General features: G+C 61.5%; 13 protein-coding genes, 1 tRNA gene and 1 other RNA gene. 5 read left to right on the top strand and 10 right to left on the bottom strand.

Annotation, left to right across the window (positions count from 1 at the left end; translation table 11 throughout):
• Positions 1–60 precede the first annotated feature (60 nt).
• From ACFP6B_RS00350 to ffs, 7 genes are all read right to left on the bottom strand, one after another.
• Complete coding sequence (locus ACFP6B_RS00350) at positions 61–1,161, bottom strand: C4-dicarboxylate ABC transporter substrate-binding protein (protein ID WP_377125311.1); 1,101 nt, start codon at positions 1,159–1,161, stop codon at positions 61–63.
• Between the two features lie 16 nt (positions 1,162–1,177).
• Complete coding sequence (locus ACFP6B_RS00345; protein ID WP_377125308.1) at positions 1,178–2,110, bottom strand: 3-methyladenine DNA glycosylase; 933 nt, start codon at positions 2,108–2,110, stop codon at positions 1,178–1,180.
• Between the two features lie 427 nt (positions 2,111–2,537).
• Entirely contained in the window at positions 2,538–3,158 is a 621-nt protein-coding gene (locus ACFP6B_RS00340; protein WP_377125305.1) for a hypothetical protein, read from the bottom strand.
• A 230-nt stretch (positions 3,159–3,388) separates the two neighbouring features.
• Positions 3,389–4,678, bottom strand: coding sequence for an aspartate kinase (locus ACFP6B_RS00335; protein WP_237197563.1), 1,290 nt, complete (start codon positions 4,676–4,678; stop codon positions 3,389–3,391).
• Between the two features lie 145 nt (positions 4,679–4,823).
• Positions 4,824–5,933, bottom strand: coding sequence for a recombination mediator RecR (recR, locus tag ACFP6B_RS00330; RefSeq protein WP_237198740.1), 1,110 nt, complete (start codon positions 5,931–5,933; stop codon positions 4,824–4,826).
• 13 nt (positions 5,934–5,946) lie between these two features.
• The gene (locus ACFP6B_RS00325; protein ID WP_377125301.1) at positions 5,947–9,183 is read right to left on the bottom strand and encodes a DNA polymerase III subunit gamma and tau; all 3,237 of its coding nucleotides are present in this window, start codon (positions 9,181–9,183) and stop codon (positions 5,947–5,949) included.
• A 273-nt stretch (positions 9,184–9,456) separates the two neighbouring features.
• An RNA gene (ffs, locus tag ACFP6B_RS00320) (signal recognition particle sRNA small type) lies at positions 9,457–9,553 on the bottom strand.
• A 200-nt stretch (positions 9,554–9,753) separates the two neighbouring features.
• Between ffs and ACFP6B_RS00315 the strand changes: the two genes are divergently transcribed.
• A tRNA-Ser gene (locus ACFP6B_RS00315) sits at positions 9,754–9,838 on the top strand.
• 241 nt (positions 9,839–10,079) lie between these two features.
• Here the strand turns inward: ACFP6B_RS00315 and pnuC are convergent.
• Both pnuC and ACFP6B_RS00305 read right to left on the bottom strand, forming a co-directional pair.
• Entirely contained in the window at positions 10,080–10,946 is an 867-nt protein-coding gene (pnuC, locus tag ACFP6B_RS00310) for a nicotinamide riboside transporter PnuC (protein ID WP_377125298.1), read from the bottom strand.
• Between the two features lie 30 nt (positions 10,947–10,976).
• On the bottom strand, positions 10,977–12,077 hold the full coding sequence (locus ACFP6B_RS00305) for an AAA family ATPase (protein WP_377125295.1): 1,101 nt from the start codon (positions 12,075–12,077) through the stop codon (positions 10,977–10,979).
• Between the two features lie 203 nt (positions 12,078–12,280).
• Here ACFP6B_RS00305 and ACFP6B_RS00300 point away from each other — a divergent pair, with 203 nt between their 5' ends.
• Entirely contained in the window at positions 12,281–12,607 is a 327-nt protein-coding gene (locus tag ACFP6B_RS00300) for a type II toxin-antitoxin system VapB family antitoxin (RefSeq protein WP_237205835.1), read from the top strand.
• On the opposite strand, the gene ACFP6B_RS00295 is transcribed toward ACFP6B_RS00300, so the two are convergent.
• Positions 12,604–13,272 (bottom strand): TetR/AcrR family transcriptional regulator, encoded by a 669-nt coding sequence (locus tag ACFP6B_RS00295; RefSeq protein WP_377125292.1) that lies wholly within the window; start codon positions 13,270–13,272, stop codon positions 12,604–12,606. The genes ACFP6B_RS00300 and ACFP6B_RS00295 overlap by 4 nt on opposite strands.
• A gap of 219 nt (positions 13,273–13,491) precedes the next feature.
• On the opposite strand from ACFP6B_RS00295, the gene ACFP6B_RS00290 reads away from it, so the two are divergent.
• From ACFP6B_RS00290 to ACFP6B_RS00280, 3 genes are all read left to right on the top strand, one after another.
• Positions 13,492–14,202 carry a queuosine precursor transporter gene (locus ACFP6B_RS00290; RefSeq protein ID WP_377125289.1) on the top strand — a complete coding sequence of 237 codons (711 nt, stop codon included), beginning with the start codon at positions 13,492–13,494 and terminating at the stop codon, positions 14,200–14,202.
• Positions 14,203–14,515: 313 nt separating this feature from the next.
• On the top strand, positions 14,516–15,973 hold the full coding sequence (locus tag ACFP6B_RS00285) for an amino acid permease (protein WP_377125286.1): 1,458 nt from the start codon (positions 14,516–14,518) through the stop codon (positions 15,971–15,973).
• Between the two features lie 128 nt (positions 15,974–16,101).
• A complete protein-coding gene (locus ACFP6B_RS00280; protein WP_377125283.1) occupies positions 16,102–17,547 on the top strand; it encodes an amino acid permease in 1,446 nt (481 codons plus the stop codon).
• Position 17,548 lies beyond the last annotated feature (1 nt).

Here is a 17,548-nt window from a genome sequence, read left to right as displayed (position 1 = left end):
ACGCGGTCCCTTTTAAGTTTTGCGGTCCCCTTGGGTGTGGTGGGGGAGAGAAAAACGTGATTACTCGGCAGACAGGTAGCCCAGCTGGCGGGCCAGGTCAGCCGTCATCTCGTTGTTCTCAATTTCGGGCTCCTGCTGCTCATAGGGCGAAATGCCGGGGGCAGAAGACTGGGCCTGGAACTTCATAGTCATCAGATCGTTCGGTGCGGTCAGCTTACCGATAGTGCCGTCACGGTTCACATCAATCTGCTGGGCGGTAGTCTCTACAACGCCGTCCTGGTCAAAGTCGATACCCTGGTGGGCGTTCCAGTAGCGGGTGCCGTAGTGAATTGAGAAGCCACGGGCAGCGTTACCGGCGCCCTTAGACTCAACTACTGCGGTCTCATCAATGGTCATACCCGCGCGGGTGGAGTAACCGTAGTAGACCGACCCGTCGGTGCGGCGCACACCTTCCAGCTGGTACTTGTAGTTCATGATGCTGGTGTAGTTGGGCTTGTAGTTTGTGCCGTCGGTGCCGCCGTGGTTCAGGCCCAGGTTGTGGCCGAGCTCGTGAATGAAGGTGCCCACGCGGATAGCGCTACTTGCCTTGCCCCAGTGGGTGGGGCCTACGGTCACCATGAAGGTGCGGCCAGGGTAGTAGCCTGATCCAGAAGACCCGCCGGTGCCGTAGTAGTCGCCCCAAATCATGTAGTGGAAGACGCCCGCACGTGCCGGGTTGGAGTTAGTACCCCGCAAAGTATTCACGTCGCCCAGGCCATTAAAACCCTGGTGGGGGATCTCGTTGCCGCCGCCCAGGTCGTAGGCGGGGTAGATGCTGCCGGCGTCCAGGTGGATGGTGATGCCGGTGGTACCGTTGGGGTTCCAGACGGGCATGTCGGCGAAGGTCTGGACGATGGTGCCCAGCTCAGCTTCGCTGGCGAGTAGGCCGGGCATGTAGTCCATCTCAACGAAGAGGTCTTTGCGGTAGGGGTCTGCGCCCATGGCTGCGAAGTCGATGTCGATGACGCCGTCGTTGTTGTAGTCGTAGCCCTCGGTTTCCCAGACATCGAGCAGCTTATCGCCGTCGGTATCGATGGTGACTGCTGAAGCAATCGGGGCGCTCAGCCCGGTGAAAGCCATGGCCGCAACTGCTGCGGTGGCAAGTTTGCGCGAGAAACGCATGTGTGTTTTCCGTTCTCTAAGTGTGGTTTAAGGACGATTCTAGGGCATCGAGCAGTCTCTGCCGCAGGGCGACTGACCGTTCAGCGAAGAGTCTTTGCTGGCGCACGTATTCGGCCTTACCCTCGGGGGTTTCAATGACAACTGGCTCGTAGCCCCAGTCCTTTAGGTCGTAGGGGGCTGCTTTCATGTCGAGTTCGCGCACGTCCCAGGCCAGTTCGAAGCAGTCCATGACCAGGTTCGAGGGCACCAGGGGCAGGAGCTTATAGGCCCACTTGTAGATATCCATGTTGGTGTGCAGGCAGGCCGGCTGCTCTAGGTTGCGCTGTTGCTCGCGCGTGGGCTGTAGCTCGTTCATGGGCACCGCCTGGGGCATGAAGAACCGGAAGGCATCGAAGTGGGAGCACCTAATTTTATGGCTCTCAACCACCCGGTCGGTGCCCTCTGGCCCCAGGCGCAGTTCTAGGTAGTCGTGGCGGATGTTATTCTCCACCGACTTATAGGCCATAGCCCACTCGTGCAGGCCAAAACAGCCAAAGAAACCGGGCTTGGCAGCGGTTTTACCCAGGATAATCCGCGCAAAATCAATGGCTGAGGCGCGGGCCTCAGCAAACTTTTCGGTATCGACAAGGATGCTGGTGCCCGCCTGCGCCGCCGCGGCGGCTTCGGCAGGTGGTAGGCCTGCCTCTTCCAATTCTTGCTGGGTAGCGGCCCGGTAGAACTTCCAGTCTGCCCGCTCACCGGCGTCCTGCAGAATGACCCCCGCGCCGGGGTGCCAGCGCATAAACTGCCCGGGTTTTAGGGTGTAGTAGGTGAAGAGGAAGTCTTCAACGGGGTGGGCTTGGCCGCGCTCGCGGCGGGCTGCGAAGGGGAGGGCGTAGCGGCCGGAACGTTCTTCGTGGGCGCGCGCGAGTGCACGCCAATCGTCCGGGGCGAGGAGGGTGAGGGGCATGGGGTCTATTCTAACGGCCCTTCATCCCGCGCTAGAAAAACATCCCTTCCTTTCCCTGCCACCTCAGATAAGTCAAGGACGAAAGAGAAGGGAGAGCACGGAGCAAAAACAATATGCAACATCAAGTCTTCAGAAGAAGGGTTATTTATAAGGGGTAGGTATGCCAGACCCACAGTGACTGTGGGTCTGGCATACCTTATAGATAATAATCTTTAAGTTTCATGCTTCACAGAAAGGACTGTTGCTAAAGTTGTAGAAACTCCGGTGATTGTTACGAGAATAAGGATGATGTACTTGTTAAAGGCAGTCGGATCAATAAAATACCATACCCCATAGAACAAAAGTGGAAGAGCAGATAATAAAGATATCCAGCGTAGTATATTTTTCATTTTATATTTTCCTTGATGGGCTACTGGTAAGATTTTATCTACCGAGGTGTGCACCAGACGGCTGTGTTGTGAGCCCGATGAATATTAATTCCTCGCTGGTTCCAGTTGCAAATTAAAGATGCGGCCGAGACAACCGCGAAAGCTGCTGCAAATCCACCTGCCACTACTGCTCCTACACCAGTTACCGAGGTAATGAATACTGCTACGGTAGAAATTGCTGCACCGCCAGCGAGTAGTGCTGAGAGTCTGTATGAGTTTATGTTATTTAACCAGAGCGTCTGACCCCACCAGTGGAAGATAACGCCACCGCCAGCTGACTGAATTTCATTTCCAGTAGCCTTCGCATGCTGGGGGAGATTGGATAGCGCTTCGCGGCGTTCTTGATTGGATTTGGTGAGAATCTGCTGCAAAATCGCCTTATCTGCGGGGGAAAGATTTGAATCGCTCCTGATTGAGAAATCTCCCATCAGCCCAGTGGTAACATGTCGGTCGTAGCGGTTAATTTGTTCGTCTGAGATGTCGGTAAGGCGAGTGTCGGCCGTTGTTGCGATTGTGCTGGTGGATTCTACCGCATTAGCGCTTGTGAATCCCCCCCCGGATAGTAGACCCGCGAGAATCAGCGTGGTTGCCAGGGTTTTCTGAGTGGTTGTAGCTTTCATAGCCTACTCCTTTAGTGCTTGACCAGCCGGTTGGCTGAATTTGGGGGTAAAGAAGATGTGATGTACAGCAATACTATATTGGTCTATATATTCCCAACAAGTCTTTGGGTGGAAAATATAGAAAATTTTTTATAAGCCCTTGAAATGGGCAAAAGCCGGGCCCCGGGCCAGCAGCGTGGTGCTGCCAGCCCGGGGCCCGAGCGTCCTCGCGGACAAGCCTAGTTCACGACCTAGCGGCCGGTACCACCGTAAACGGTAGCCTCACCCTCGGTATCAAGGTCAAAAGCTGAGTGCACAGCGCGCACAGCCTCATCAAGCTTCTCAATATCGGTGATAACCGAAATACGAATCTCAGAGGTAGAAATCATTTCGATATTCACACCGGCGGTGCTCAGCGCATCAAAGAACTTAAAGGACACGCCGGGGTTAGACTTCATACCCGCACCCACCAGCGACAGCTTACCGATGGACTCGTTGTACTGGACCTCTTCAAAGCCCAGCTCAGCCTTCTTAGCTTCAAGCGCAGCCAGAGCGGCAGCGCCCTGGTCCTGGGGCAGAGTGAAGGAGATATCGGTGACGTCGGGGCGGTCGGTTGAGACGTTCTGAACGATCATGTCGAGGTTCACGTTGGTCTCATTGAGAATACCGAACACCTTGGCCGCGGAACCGGGCACGTCGGGCACACCAATAACGGTGACCTTAGCCTGGCTACGGTCGTGGGCGACGCCCGAGACGAGGGGCTGTTCCAAGGGGATCTCCTTCAAATTAGTTTCCATACCCTCATTGTCGGGGATAACGAGAGTGCCTTCAAGCTGTGAGAACGAAGAGCGAACATGCAGCTTCAGGTTGAAACGGCGCGCGTACTCCACCGAACGCAGGTGCAGAATCTTGGCGCCGTTAGCAGCCATCTCAAGCATTTCTTCGCTCGTAACGGTATCGAGCTTGTGGGCGGACGGCACGATACGCGGGTCAGCGGTGAACACACCATCAACGTCTGAGTAAATCTCGCAGACGTCAGCATTCAGGGCTGCCGCCAGGGCAACCGCGGTGGTGTCTGAGCCGCCACGGCCCAGGGTGGTGATGTCACGGGTCTGGCGGTTCATTCCCTGGAAGCCTGCGACAACGGCGACGTAGCCTTCATCAAGGGCGGTGCGAATACGCTCGGGGTTAACCTCCACCAGGCGGGCAGAACCGTGCACGCCGTCGGTGATCATGCCGGCCTGGGAGCCGGTGAAGGACTGGGCGCGGCCGCCCATGTTGTTAATAGCCAGGGCCAGCACGGCCATGGAAATTCGCTCGCCGGCGCTCAGCAGCATATCGAGTTCACGCGAGGGGCCGGCGTTGGGGGTTACTTCAGCCGCAAGGTCGAGCAGTTCATCGGTGGTATCGCCCATTGCTGAGACCACCACGACGACCTCGTTGCCAGCCTTCTGCGTGTCCACAATACGGCGAGCTACACGCTTAATACCCTCGGCGTCAGAAACCGAGGACCCACCGAACTTTTGGACAATCAGGCTCATTGAAACTTCTCCAGTGCAAAGGTGTTGAAGGTGCCGGGCATTTTCCGGCCTAAAACTATCGTAGGGGTGGGTGTCGCACTTGAACGATTTTTGCTCAAATGACGGGAATATAACGTGTGTGACGCTAAATTACAGACCCGTGGGTTTAGGTCCAGGGGTTCACGTAGGTCTTACCCGGAATCGGCGGGATTTCGGGGGCAACCGTGCGTAGCGGGGTCTTCTTGAGCTCTTCCAGCTTGGCTTCGTAGGCATCGCGTAGCTCTTCTGACTGCACGCCCTTACCGGCTTCTTCAGCCTCAAAGGCGGCGGCCGCCGCGAGTTCAGCCTTCTCTTCGGCAGATAGCTCACCCGGAATGCCCGCCAGCTCCTGTTCCAACAGCTCTTCGTTCAGGTCCCCCTGCTGCCCCTCAGCCGGGGACGGTTCGCTGGGAGCTGCGGGGGTAGCGTCCGGACGCTTCCCCCCGCCATCCTGCCCTTCGGCAGGGGATGGGGTGGCGGCGTCCTCGCTATCAAGATCATCGAACATGGAACCAGACCAGCGGGCCCGCGGGCCCTTAGCTGCCTGCTCCGCTGCGGCCTGCTGCTCCTTGGCCTCGGTTTCTGCCTCAAGGGCGGCCTCAAAATCTTCGGCGGGGTTTGCGGCCTCGGCGCGGGTGCCCTCGCTGATGATGCGGCGGCCCTCAAGGGCACGGCCCAGGGTGATCTCGTCGGCGTATTCCAGGTCGCCACCCACTGGCAGGCCCGACGCCAGGCGTGACACGCGAATACCGATGGGCACCAGCAGGCGCGAGAGGTAGGTGGCGGTAGCCTCACCCTCAAGGTTGGGGTCCATGGCGAGAATCAGCTCGGTGATGCGCTCGTCCGACAGGCGTGCCACCAGCTCGCGGATGCGCAGCTGCTCCGGCCCGATACCGGCCATAGGGTTAATAGACCCGCCCAGCACATGGTAGCGGCCGGTAAAAGAGCGGGTGCGCTCAACGGCCACCACGTCCTTGGACTCCTCCACCACGCACAGCACCGCCGGGTCGCGCTGCTCGTCGCGGCAGATAGCGCAGAGCTTGGTTTCAGAGACGTTGCCGCAGATTTCGCAGAAGCTCACGGTCTTCTTCACGCGCGCGATAGCGTCGGTGAGCTTGGCCATCTCAGAGCTTTCCGCGTTCAGAATATAGAAGGCGATACGCTGGGCTGACTTGGGGCCCACACCGGGTAGGCGGCCCAGCTCGTCAATCAGGTTCTGGACGGCACTCTCGTACACAAAAAACTCCTTGTTAGCCCTGGTGAAGGGGCTGTTCGTCAATTACTTTGCCGCCCAAAATCTTCTCAACGGCCCGCTGGCCAATCAGCACGGACGACTCAAGGGCGGCGTCGTCGTCGCTGGGGGTGAAGTCCTCGGGGGCTTCTGCCGGGGTGGGGGCCTGCGCCTGCTGGACGGCCCGCTGGCCGGCCGCAATCTGCGCCGCGTGGCGCTCTCGGAAGGAGAGCTTCTTACCGCCGGGCTGTTCGGGGGCGGGCTGTGGGTGTGCCGGCTGGCTCTGCTGTTCCTTCTGTCGCTCGTTCTGGTGCGGTGCGGACGCCGGGGCCTGCGCGCCCTGCGCCAGGGGAGCACCGGGGGTACCAGCGCCCGCCAGGGGTGCACTCGAAGAGGGGGCTGTCTGTGGGGCACGAGCGGCAGCAGGTGCTGGTGTCTGAGCGGTTGACTGAACAGCTGGTTGAGCCGGGGCGTCCTGCGAAGACTCTGCCTTAAGGTAGCCAACCCCGGCGACGTACTCGGGTTCGTCCTCGGGGGCATCGTCAAAGTAGCCGCCGTCGTAGTCAGCGTACTCGTAGGCTACCGGGGCTTGGTTCGGGGCTGGTGTTTGGCTTGGCGCGGGTGCCTGGGACGGGGTCTGGGCCTGGCCTGCTGACTGGGGGGCAGGGCTGTTTTCGCTCTTGGCCTCTTCTTGCAGGGCAGCATTATCGGCGTCCTTGTGCCCCTGCTCGGCCAGACCCTCGCTGGTGGGTACAGGTTCAAGCGACACCGCGTGCGGGCTGTCCTCATGGGGCACCTGGGGGCCGGTCTCTTCGGGGCCTGAGCCCTGGGCCTCGTCCCGCGCCAGGGAAATGTTGTGCTGTTCCTGGGGGCCGCGGGAGGGGTGCTGGGCCTTAGCGATTTCAAGGGGGTCGGCTTCCCCCTCAATCACGCGCAGGCGCGGTGCGGACGCGGTCTGCTCGTTCGCTGGCTCCTTGGCCTGCTCGTTGGTTTCGACAGTCTCGGCGGCTCGGGGTGCCTCAGCGTCGTCGTCGCCGGGGATAGCTGCAACCGACCAGGAGGTGACGGGGTTATTCCAGTCGTTGGGGCTCCACGAGGGGGGCTCTTCGGAGCGGGGCTGGCCGTGAGCTGCCCAGGCCTGCTCGCCCCCGCGCGGGCCCTCGGCAACATCGGCCGGGGGCTGCTGCTCCCGTACATGCTGGCTAGTGGGCTGGGCAGGGCCATTGGGTGCCGGGCTCCCACCCGACGGGCCTGGCCCACCGGGGCGACCGCCACTGGGGTTGCCACCGCCGGGGTTGCCGCCGTCACCGGGCTTCTTAATTTCGCCGCGCAACTGTACCTGCAGACCCAGCACCTGGAAGAGGGCCTGCTGAAGCTGCGGCAGGTATTCCTTAACCGCCTTGAGCACAGGTAGTTCAGCGCGCAGGAAAAGCGCCCCGTTCTCGAACTTGGAGGGCTCGCAGAGGGCGAACTGGGCGCGGGCAAAGGAAGCAGGAACCTTTGCCACCACGTCGGCCCAGGAGTTAGCCACCATATCTACGGTGTTTTCACCGGGCACGCCCTGTTGTGGCTGGTTCTGGGGAGTGGGCTGCTGGGTTGCCTGCGGGGTCTGCTGACCTGTGTTTGCCAGCGGCGCGGACGCCTGCTGCCCGGCCTGGGTGCCCTGGGGCTGCTGGGCGGGCGACTGGGCTCCACCCAGTGGAGGAACTCCTCGACCCGCCAGCGGGGCGCCACTGAGAGGAGCACCCGCCACAGGGACTCCAGCCAGAGGCGCACCGACTAGGGGAGCGCCGCTCTGCTGGGTAGGGGCCTGAGTTTGCTGACCTGGCTGGGTCTGCTGCTGGGGGTGGCCCTGCTGGTCTGGCTGGTTGTGCTGGCTTTGCTGCACGGGGGGTTGCTGCTGAGAATGACCCTGCTGGGTAGGGGCCTGCTGGGCAGGGGCCTGACCTGCGTCTACTCCCTGATGTGCGGTACTGCCCTGCTGGGCAAGCTGCTGCCGGGCGCGCGCCAGGGGGCTGGCGGCGTCCGCACCGGTGCCAGAAGCGGAACCTGCCGGTGCAGAATGACCGCCCGCGGGCGCAGGGAACTGACCCGACGCCAGCTTGCGCTCAAGCCGATCAAGGCGGGCAGCTAGGTTACCGACACCCTGCTCCCCGGCAGCCAGCAGAATGCGGGCGCAGAGTAGCTCCAGGTGAAGCTGGGGATTCATGGCCCCGCTCATCTCATTCAGGGCCTCATTGGTGACGTCCGCAGCCCGCGACAGCTCAGCAGAACCCAGCTGTTCAGCCTGAGCGCGCATACGGTCAAGCTGGTCAGCGGCAAGGCCGCGCAGAATCGAACCTGCCGAATCGGGCACGGCCTTCACAACAATGAGGTCGCGGAAGCGCTCGAGCAGGTCCTCTACAAAGCGGCGGGGGTCCTGGCCGGTCTGAATCACCCTATCGACCGAAGCGAACACCTCGGCGGCAGAACCAGAAGCAAAAGCATCGACAACCTCGTCGAGCAACTCGCCGTGGGTAAAGCCCAGCAGGGCAACGGCCAGGTCGTAGGAGATGCCCTGCTCGTCCGAGGCACCCGCCATGAGCTGGTCAAGGATCGACAGCGAGTCACGCACCGAACCGCCACCGGCGCGGACAACCAGCGGCAGCACGCCATCGGCGACCTTAACACCCTCTTCGGCGCAGAGCTTAGCCAGGTAGTCCCCCAGAATCTGCGGGGGCACCAGGCGGAAGGGGTAGTGGTGAGTACGCGAACGAATAGTGCCGAGCACCTTATTAGGCTCGGTGGTCGCAAAAATAAACTTAATGTGCGCCGGGGGCTCTTCCACGATCTTGAGCAGGGCGTTGAAGCCCTCGCGGGTGACCATGTGCGCCTCGTCGATAATGAAAATCTTGTAGCGGTCGCGCACCGGCGCAAAAGTAGCGCGTTCACGCAGGTCACGGGCGTGGTCTACACCGCCGTGGCTGGCGGCGTCCATCTCAATCACATCGAGGGAACCGCCACCGTCGCGGGAAAGCTCCTTACAGGACTCGCACACACCACACGGGGTAGGGGTGGGGCCCTCAGCACAGTTGAGGCAGCGCGCCAAAATACGCGCTGAAGTGGTCTTGCCACACCCGCGCGGCCCCGAGAACAGGTAGGCGTGGTTCACCCTGTTCTTCTCAAGGGCAGTCATGAGAGGTTCGGTGACATGCTCCTGCCCGATAACGTCGGCAAACGACTCAGGGCGATAACGGCGATACAGCGCAGTGCTCACAATAAACCTTCGGTTGAGTGCAGAAAAACTGAGCCCGGCCCAGGGAGAAAAGCAAGAGAAAGAATCAGGCGCTCGCCGCCCCGGGTGTGCTGGTTAACAGTGTAGTGGGGGTGGCTGACGTTTTAAGAACCGTGCGCGAAAGGCTTAAGCTGCTCCCGGCGTCCGCCCCGCTGTGTGTCAGTAGGGACCAGATTCCTCCCGAAATCCCTAACGCCCACACATACTATTGTGATTTTTCTGGTCCCTAGTGGGGAGGCTGGCAGATTTGGGCAAAATAAAGACCCCCTACGCACCCGTCAGAGCCCAGATACCCTTGCTGCCTTCCGGCCCTGGGGGAGTTTTCCAAGATGACGCCACGTAAGGGGCTCCAACAACTGTACCCTAAGCCGCCACGAAAAACAAAGGGCGGTAGAGAGAGCTTCTTAAGTAAGCGCGGAGGTGCTCCCTGGCGCGATGAGGGGAGGACGGCCGCGCCCGCCGCAGTTATGAATTTGCGCGGACGCCCGAGCATGGGGTATGCTCGTATCTGTTCGCTTTCGTGAAGCTATGCATATAGCTAAGCAACAGCCTGGAGGATTCGCCTAGCGGCCTATGGCGCACGCCTGGAACGCGTGTTGGGTTCACGCCCTCGGGGGTTCAAATCCCCCATCCTCCGCTGAAGCCGGTTTCATCGCCCACTTGATGAAACCGGCTTTTTCTATGCCCAGATTCTTTTGTATAGCCAGAATCTTGAGCAGTTTGCTGGAGATGTAGGCAGGCGCCCCGCACTCGCAGCGAAGCTGCTGGCTCGGCGGCTGGTGCGAATCTGGCGAGCTTGCGAGCCAGCTAGCGAACCAGGCGAGAGGGTCGGCAGCGAGCGCGAGTACGGGGCGCCTTCTCTTGGCTAGTTTCTAGTTCTAGCCCTGCACCCCGCGAGACAGCTTGGTCCAGTTGTACCAGCCGTAGACCGAGTTGGCGATAAAGCCCAGGTACATGGCCATGATGGCCATGTTGCCGCCGCCCTCCACGGTTGACCACAGGTAGATCTGCACGGCGTTCAGTACCAGCCAGCCGACCCACTGTTCGCGGAAGCGGTAGACCATCAGTACCTGCGAAATCAGGGCGATCACGGTGGTGAAGGCGTCAACGTAGGGCTGGTTGGAGCCCCAACCGTTCAGTAGTACTCCGTACCCCCACGATGCTGCGGCCAGTAGCGCCAGCACGCCCGCGATAGCGGGCAGGGTCAGGCGGCGGGTCTGCACATCTAGCGGGGTGCCCTCGGCGGCACGTGCCAGGGTGGACGCACCGCCCTGCCCACCGGCGTCCGCACTCGTGCTGACCGCGCGGCTACCGGCCAGCTGCCCAGCCCCGTCAAAGGAGGCACCGCCTAGCTCGGGCCGGGTCTTGGCTGCCCGCATGTTCTTGCGCCACATGTAGAGGCCCCAGAACTGGGTGAGCACATAGAAGGCGGCGATAGTAATTTCACCGATGAAGTAGGCCTGATAGGCCAGCACCAGGTAGGGCACGTTCTGCACGATGCCGAAGAAGTAGTTCGACAGGCGCCCCTTGCCCACCAGAATCACGCAGACCATGCCCGCAAAGGCGGTGATGAAGCTCAGCCAGCCCTCAAAGGCCACGGTGCTGACTACGACCTGCAGCAGAATCAGGGCGGGGAAGAAGACCTTCTCGAAGGGGCTGTAGCCGGTGAAGAGATCGGTGTAGGTGGCCTTGGCAAGGCGGGTCAGGGGGTTGGCCGGTACCTGGCCAGTGAGGGGTGTGCTCATGATGATTCTTTCGGGTGACGGGGGTAGGAGTTAGGGGAGGAGGCGCTCGATAGCGGTCTTGGCCTGCTCGTAGCGCTCAGCGTAGCCCGCGCCGTCCAGCAGAACCAAGCGGTCGAGCAGACCGGCTACTTCAACCTCGGCCAGCATGATGCGGGAAATCTCGCCAAGGTAGTCATCGGAGTTATTGGTTTGGGAGCGGAAACCGTCGAGGGTGTAGCCGGAGGCTCCCACCGGCGGGATAAAGAGAATCAAGTCCCAGCGGGCCTTGGCAATTAGGGAATCAGCCAGGGGCAGCAGCTTGGCGTAGTCGCTCTCGCTCAGTTCGCTGGCGGGGTCGGCGGCGCTCATGGCGGCGTAGGCCTTGGTGACCATGGCGTCGGTGTCCATGAGGGTAAGACCCCGGTTGCCGGGGTTGTCGATGGTCTCCCGATTGAGGTTGAACTGGCCGGTGAGCACGTTCTGGTAGTCCAGCAGGTCATAATCCTCATCGCGGATATTGGCCTCGACCTGGTAGACCCGGGCGTACTCGTAGGAGTAGGGGGCGTTGTAGAGCTTGCCGAGGTCCTCCACCAGGGTAGTTTTGCCGCCCGAGGCAGCTCCCATCACTAGGACGTTGCGGGTAAAGAAACGGCGGAAGGGCGGGGCGATAAGGTCCCAGTGGGCCAGCGGGTTTTCCCGGATATCCGGTTCGGACGCCGCCAGCTGGCAGGGTGCCAGGCGGGCGGCAGGCTGCCCACCGGCGTCCTGATTTCCTGCCTGGAAGCGGGAGCTGTGCTCTTCATCGAGCAGGTAGAGGCGGCGCTCAGCGCCCGCCGCCACGTGGGTAGCCCAGAAGCCGTCCAGGGCTTTACCCCAGGCTTCGGGGCTGGTGAGATCGGTTTCATCGAGGGAGTCGACAATGACGAGGGGGTCGTTCTTAAAGTGCTCAGACACATAGCGGTAGCGCTTGGTGTGCTTCATGCCTGCCTGCTCACCGGCGTCCTGCTGGGAACCGGCGACAATTACCAGGGTGCCGCCGGGGTTCTCTTTCTTGGCGCGTAGAATCTGGTCGATATGGCCGCGGTGCAGGGGCGCGAAGCTGCCCACTACGAGTCCCACGTGGGAGCCGGTGAGCTGTTTTTTGTAAAGCATGGTGTCCTTGGGCTGGGGCGGGCTGGTGGCCCGCGCATAGCCACGATTAAACACCCGAAGCACCACCAAAGCAAATAAGGTCAATATGACTCTAAGTAATAGAGTGTCACGAATATGACCGACGGCACTTTAGGCTGCTGGCGCGGTGCTTCTCGCTGCGACTCTGTCGAGTGCTAGCCGCTTCTCAGCGTACAATAGAGCGCATGATTTTCAAAGGAGTCGGCGACACCCGCCCCTACCCAGACCACGGGCTCACCCAGCGCACCTGGGGCTCCATCGCCCCCTCCCAAGTCCGGCTAGACCGCCTCATCACCACCCAGAAGAATCTCAACCTCGAAACCCTCCTGGCCGAAGACTCCACCTTCTACGGGGACCTCTTCCCGCACGTCGTGCGCTACCGGGGCGAACTCTACCTTGAAGACGGCGTCCACCGTGCCCTGCGTACCGCCCTACAGCGCCGCGCTGTCATGTACGCCCGCGTACTCGACCTAGATGCCCTAGCCCCCTCACTTCTGGAGTCGGGAAACTAGGACGCTACGACCAGGTGCAGCTCCGGGGTGCCGTCCAGGCGTACGGGACGTCCGCTCTCATCAAAACGAGCCCCCAGGCCCATCTGAATAAAGCGAATGGTGCTCTCAATGTGGCGCTCGCGGGCTTCAGTGCTGCTGGCCTCGTCGGTGCGGTCGGCGCTCGATGAGAGGGAGCCATGCACTAGCTGAGCCAGCTCACGGATATCGTTCTCGGGCAGGTAGCCGCGCTCAATCGCTGCAGAAAGAATCCCCGCCAGGACCATCTGGAGTTCGCGCACGTGGTCACCCAGCTTGGCAAAAGCCTCGGGGGATAGAACTGACCGCATGGCGGGGCCGGGGGGCATGTGGCGACGGGAAAGGTCCTCAATCTGTAGGCGCACATAGACAGCCAGCTGGTCGATAGGATTCTCAACCCCTGCCAGGGCCTCACGCAGTTCGGTGAGGAAGCGCTCGGTCTCATCCAGGGCGTAGGCAATGAGTAGTTCGCCCATGTCGGCAAAGTAGTTGTAGACCGCGGTGCGGCCAATTCCAGCGGTTTTGGCCACGTGGGTCATGGTAAGACCGGGTAAGCCGCGCTCGTAGAGCAGACGGCCGAAGGAATCGAGAATAGCGCGCTTGGTGTTCTCGCGCTGGGCGGCGTTGGTGGCGGCGGTAATTCGAGGCATAATGACACCTTACCGCTATCTGTCACTAAAACCTATTTTTCACGACAGAACCCAGCAAACTGTCAGCAAAACCTGCCGCTTGTCCACCGGTGCGGACGCCACTGCGCCCCACCCCACACCCGGCACGTCGTGCGGGGCCGCCTAAAAATCGGTAAGCTAGTGGGCGCCCAGGTGGCAGGTGGGCACTCTTCAAACCGATACTCAACCCAGGGGATAACTGTGTCTACACCTCCCACCAGTTCACCGGCGTCCGCCCACAAGCAGGGCGCCGATACCGGCTTTGCCCGCCCCACCCGCACCTACTACGACCTGCTTCTGGCAGCCACCTGCGTGGTCTTTATTCTCTCTAACATCGGGGCCACCAAGGGCGTCACCTTCGGGTCAATCATCACTGACGGCGGTTTCTTCCTCTTCCCCCTGGCCTACGTGCTAGGCGATGTGATCAGCGAAATTTACGGCTTTAAACTAGCCCGCCGCGCCATTATCACTAGCTTCGTTGCCGCAGCCGCTGCCGCCGCTAGCTTCTGGGTACTCATCGCCCTACCCGCAGCCGACTTCTACGAGGGGCAGACCGCCCTTGAAACCGTACTGGGCCCCGTGCCCCAGATTCTTGCGGGCTCCCTGCTGGGCTTTTTGACCGGCCAGCTACTTAACTCATGGGTGCTGGTCAAGCTCAAGGCGGCAACCGGCGGCCGTCACCTCTGGGGCCGACTCATGGGTTCAACCCTGGTCGGAGAACTGGCTGACACCGTCATCTTCTGCTCCATCGCCGCCCCCATTATTGGAATTACAACTTTCGGCGACTTCCTCAACTACGTCATCGTGGGCTACATCTACAAATGCGCCGTTGAGTTCCTCCTGTTGCCCATCACTTACCCCGTTATTGGCTGGTTCAAGCGCCACGAACCCACCTACCAGCTGACCCGCTAAGGCAAGTGCCCACCAGACTCGCGCAGTGCCCACCTGCGGCGTAAGCACGGCGAGAGTCTCGTAGACAGTCAAGGGGAGAGGTGCGGACGCCTGCCGCCGCTGGCGTCCGTCCGTCGGCCTGGTGCGGGGTCGGCTGACCGCTGACGTCCACCTGTCGCGCACCTCCTGCCAAATACCCTGCACCCGCCACCAAGGGGGTGATGTGTCTCTCACTGCATAATGGTGAGCACTGAAGACCGGTTTTCCCCCAGAAAACCTGTGTAAACTTTCGGTTCATTGCATACACCACACTCTCTTGAAAGGGAGGGCACCCGTGGCATCAACCACCACCGGCCAGCAGGAGGGCGGCAACCTCAGCCGCGCCCTCTCCCACGGCCAGCTCACCATGATTGCCCTCGGCCTCGCCGTGGGCACCGGCCTCTTTTTGGGCTCCGGCGCAGCTATCTCTATCGCGGGCCCGGCCGTCATCGTCTCCTACGCCATCGGCTCACTGATCGCCGCCATTATCGGTGCCTGCGCCGGTGAAATGGCCGTACGTTACCCCGTGCGTGGCGGCTTCGGCACCATCGCCGGTAAGTTCCTCAGCCCCTACGCGGGCTACCTAACCCGCTGGGCCTACTGGATGACCACCGTAACCCTTGCCGGTGCCGAGGTCGTAGCCGTTGGTGCCTACATGGCCTACTGGTACCCCAACGTCCCCCTCTGGGTCTGGGTGCTCATCGCGGGCGGTGCAATCTTTGTGCTCAATCTGACCAGCGTCAAGTCCTTCGGTGTGGTGGAATTCTTCCTGTCCTCGATCAAGGTGAGCGCGGTCGTCCTCTTCATCATCTTCGGCCTGGCCCTAGTCTTCTTCGGCTTGCCCGGCCAGGACGCCACCGGCGTCTCCAACCTCACCGCCCACGGCGGCTTCATGCCCAACGGCCTTTCCTCCATCTGGATTGCCCTGGCCGTGGTCATGTTCTCCTTCGGCGGTATCGAGCTGATTTCCATTTCAGCGGCAGAAGCCAAGGACCCGGTCCGTTCCGTGCGCTCCTCGGCTAAGGCCATGATGTGGCGCCTGGCCACCTTCTACGTGCTCTCCCTCTTCATCGTGGTCGCCATCATCCCCTGGACGAGCGCCGCCGCCCTGGGCAAGGACATCGAAGGTTCCCCCTTCGTTATGGTCTTCACCGAACTGGGTATTCCCTACATCGGCGGTATCACCAACTTCATCCTGCTGACCGCAGCACTCTCCGGCGCAAACGCCGCCCTCTACGCAGCCACCCGCCTGCTGCACGCCCTGGGCCACGAGGGCATGGCACCCAAGGTACTCTCCCGCACCAGCTCCTCGGGCATCCCCGCCCTGGCCCTGACCGTCTCATCCCTGGGCGCCGTGGTCGCCATGATTATGGCAATCTCGGGCGTCGGCGGAATCTTCGGCTACATGATGGCCCTGGTGACCGTCTGCGTGCTGGTGGTCTGGTCCATGATTCTGCTGTCCTACATGGCCTACAAGAAGGTCGAAGGCGACGCCTCCCCCTTCCGCGTCTTCGGCGGCTCCGCCACCGCAGCGGTTGGCCTGAACGGCGTGATCGCCACCTTCATCGCCATGTTCTTCGCCGGCGGCTCCATGCTCCCCTCCATCTTCGTGGGCCTGGGCTTCTTCGGCCTGATCACCGTCATCTACTTCGCCGGTGTCAACAAGAACATCAGCACCTCAGACGACGCCTTTGAAGAGGTCCGCACCGTCACCACCCAGGTACCCGTCATCGACGGCACCAAACAGCGCTAAAATCAGTAGCAGGTCTACACAAGGACGCCGGTAGCCCGCTCCCCGCCACCAGGCAGGGGAGCTGCGCACCGGCGTCCGCGCATTAACACCGCTACCGCACACGACGTTTTCTCACAGTAAGGCTTACCGTGGCACACACACCTTCGCAGGGGCAGGCCCAGGCGACCACCCTCAAACGCTCACTCACGCACGGGCAGATGACCATGATTGTGCTGGGCTCAGCCCTGGGTACCGGCCTCTTTTTGGGCTCCTCGGGCGCTATCGCCCTGGCAGGCCCGGCCGTTATTCTGGCCTACGCTATCGGCTCCCTGGTCGCCGCCATTATCGCCGCTTCTACCGGTGAAATGGCCGTTCGCTACCCGGTGCGCGGTGGCTTCGGCTCCATCGCTGGCCGCTACCTGGGCCCCTACGCCGGCTACCTGACCCGCTGGGCCTACTGGACCGTCACCGCCATTATCACCGGTATTGAGCTGGTCGCGGTTGCCACCTACCTGCAGTACTGGTGGCCCTCCCTGCCCCTGTGGGTGGGCATCGTGCTCTTTGGTGCTGTAATTGTGCTGCTGAACATCCGCTCGGTCAAGTACTTTGGCACCATGGAGTTCTTCCTGTCCTCCATCAAGGTCATCGCCCTGCTGCTCTTCGTGCTAGTGGGCCTGGCCCTGGTCTTCGTGGGCTTCCCCGGCCACGAGGCTACCGGCATCACCAACCTGACCAACGACGGCGGCTTCATGCCCACCGGTTTCCACGGGGTCTGGCTCTCACTCGCGGTGGTCATGTTCTCCTTCGGCGGTATCGAAATGCTCTCCATTTCCGCCGCTGAAGCGAAGGACCCTGTACGCTCTGTACGCGCCTCGACCAAGGCGAACATGTGGCGCCTGGCTACTATCTATGTGGTCGCCCTCTTCATCGTGGTATCGATTATTCCCTGGCAGTCAGCCGCCCAGCTCGACGGCTCCGTTGAAGCCTCACCCTTCGTGCTGGTCTTCTCAGAAGTCGGTGTTCCGGCCATTGCCTCCATCACCAACTTCATCATTCTGGTTGCCGCCCTGTCCGCCGCCAACGCCAATCTCTACGCGGGCACCCGCCTGCTGCACTCCCTGGCCAGTGAGAAAATGGCACCTGCGCCCCTGGCCCGGGTGAGCGGTAGCGGTATTCCCGTGCTGGCCATGTGGGCCTCAACCTCGGGCGTGGTGCTGGCCATTCTGCTGGCCCTCTTCCTGCCCGGCCAGGCCTTCGGGCTCATGATGACCCTGACCATGGTCTGCGCCCTCACCGTCTGGGTGCTGATTCTACTGGCCTACATCGCCTTCAAGGGGGTTGAGGGTAACTCTTCGGCCTTCCGCATGTGGGGCGGGCGGGTTACCGCTGGCCTGGGTATCTTCCTGCTGCTGGCTATCTGGGCGGCTCTCTTCGCCCGCACCGGCAACGCTGCCCCGGCCACCATAGGCATCGCCTACTTCCTGATTCTGACCATGATCTACTTCGGCGTGGTCAAGCGCGTGCACACCGGGCACGAGGACGCCTTCGCCGAGGCAGACGCCGCCGTGGCAGCCCACAGCGGTGGCAGGGGCTAGG

It is taken from the genome of Rothia nasimurium, assembly GCF_042660305.1.
GTDB lineage: Bacteria > Actinomycetota > Actinomycetes > Actinomycetales > Micrococcaceae > Rothia > Rothia nasimurium.
Note: the sequence above shows the minus strand (reverse complement) of the source record. Positions and strands in the feature narration are given on the sequence as shown.

Coding starts and splice junctions, on each gene's coding strand:
- ACFP6B_RS00305 (WP_377125295.1), bottom strand. CDS start 12,077: ATGCTTTACAAAAAACAGCTCACCGGCTCCCACGTGGGACTCGTAGTG.
- ACFP6B_RS00350 (WP_377125311.1), bottom strand. CDS start 1,161: ATGCGTTTCTCGCGCAAACTTGCCACCGCAGCAGTTGCGGCCATGGCT.
- ACFP6B_RS00335 (WP_237197563.1), bottom strand. CDS start 4,678: ATGAGCCTGATTGTCCAAAAGTTCGGTGGGTCCTCGGTTTCTGACGCC.
- pnuC (WP_377125298.1), bottom strand. CDS start 10,946: ATGAGCACACCCCTCACTGGCCAGGTACCGGCCAACCCCCTGACCCGC.
- ACFP6B_RS00295 (WP_377125292.1), bottom strand. CDS start 13,272: ATGCCTCGAATTACCGCCGCCACCAACGCCGCCCAGCGCGAGAACACC.
- ACFP6B_RS00345 (WP_377125308.1), bottom strand. CDS start 2,110: ATGCCCCTCACCCTCCTCGCCCCGGACGATTGGCGTGCACTCGCGCGC.
- ACFP6B_RS00340 (WP_377125305.1), bottom strand. CDS start 3,158: ATGAAAGCTACAACCACTCAGAAAACCCTGGCAACCACGCTGATTCTC.
- ACFP6B_RS00300 (WP_237205835.1), top strand. CDS start 12,281: ATGATTTTCAAAGGAGTCGGCGACACCCGCCCCTACCCAGACCACGGG.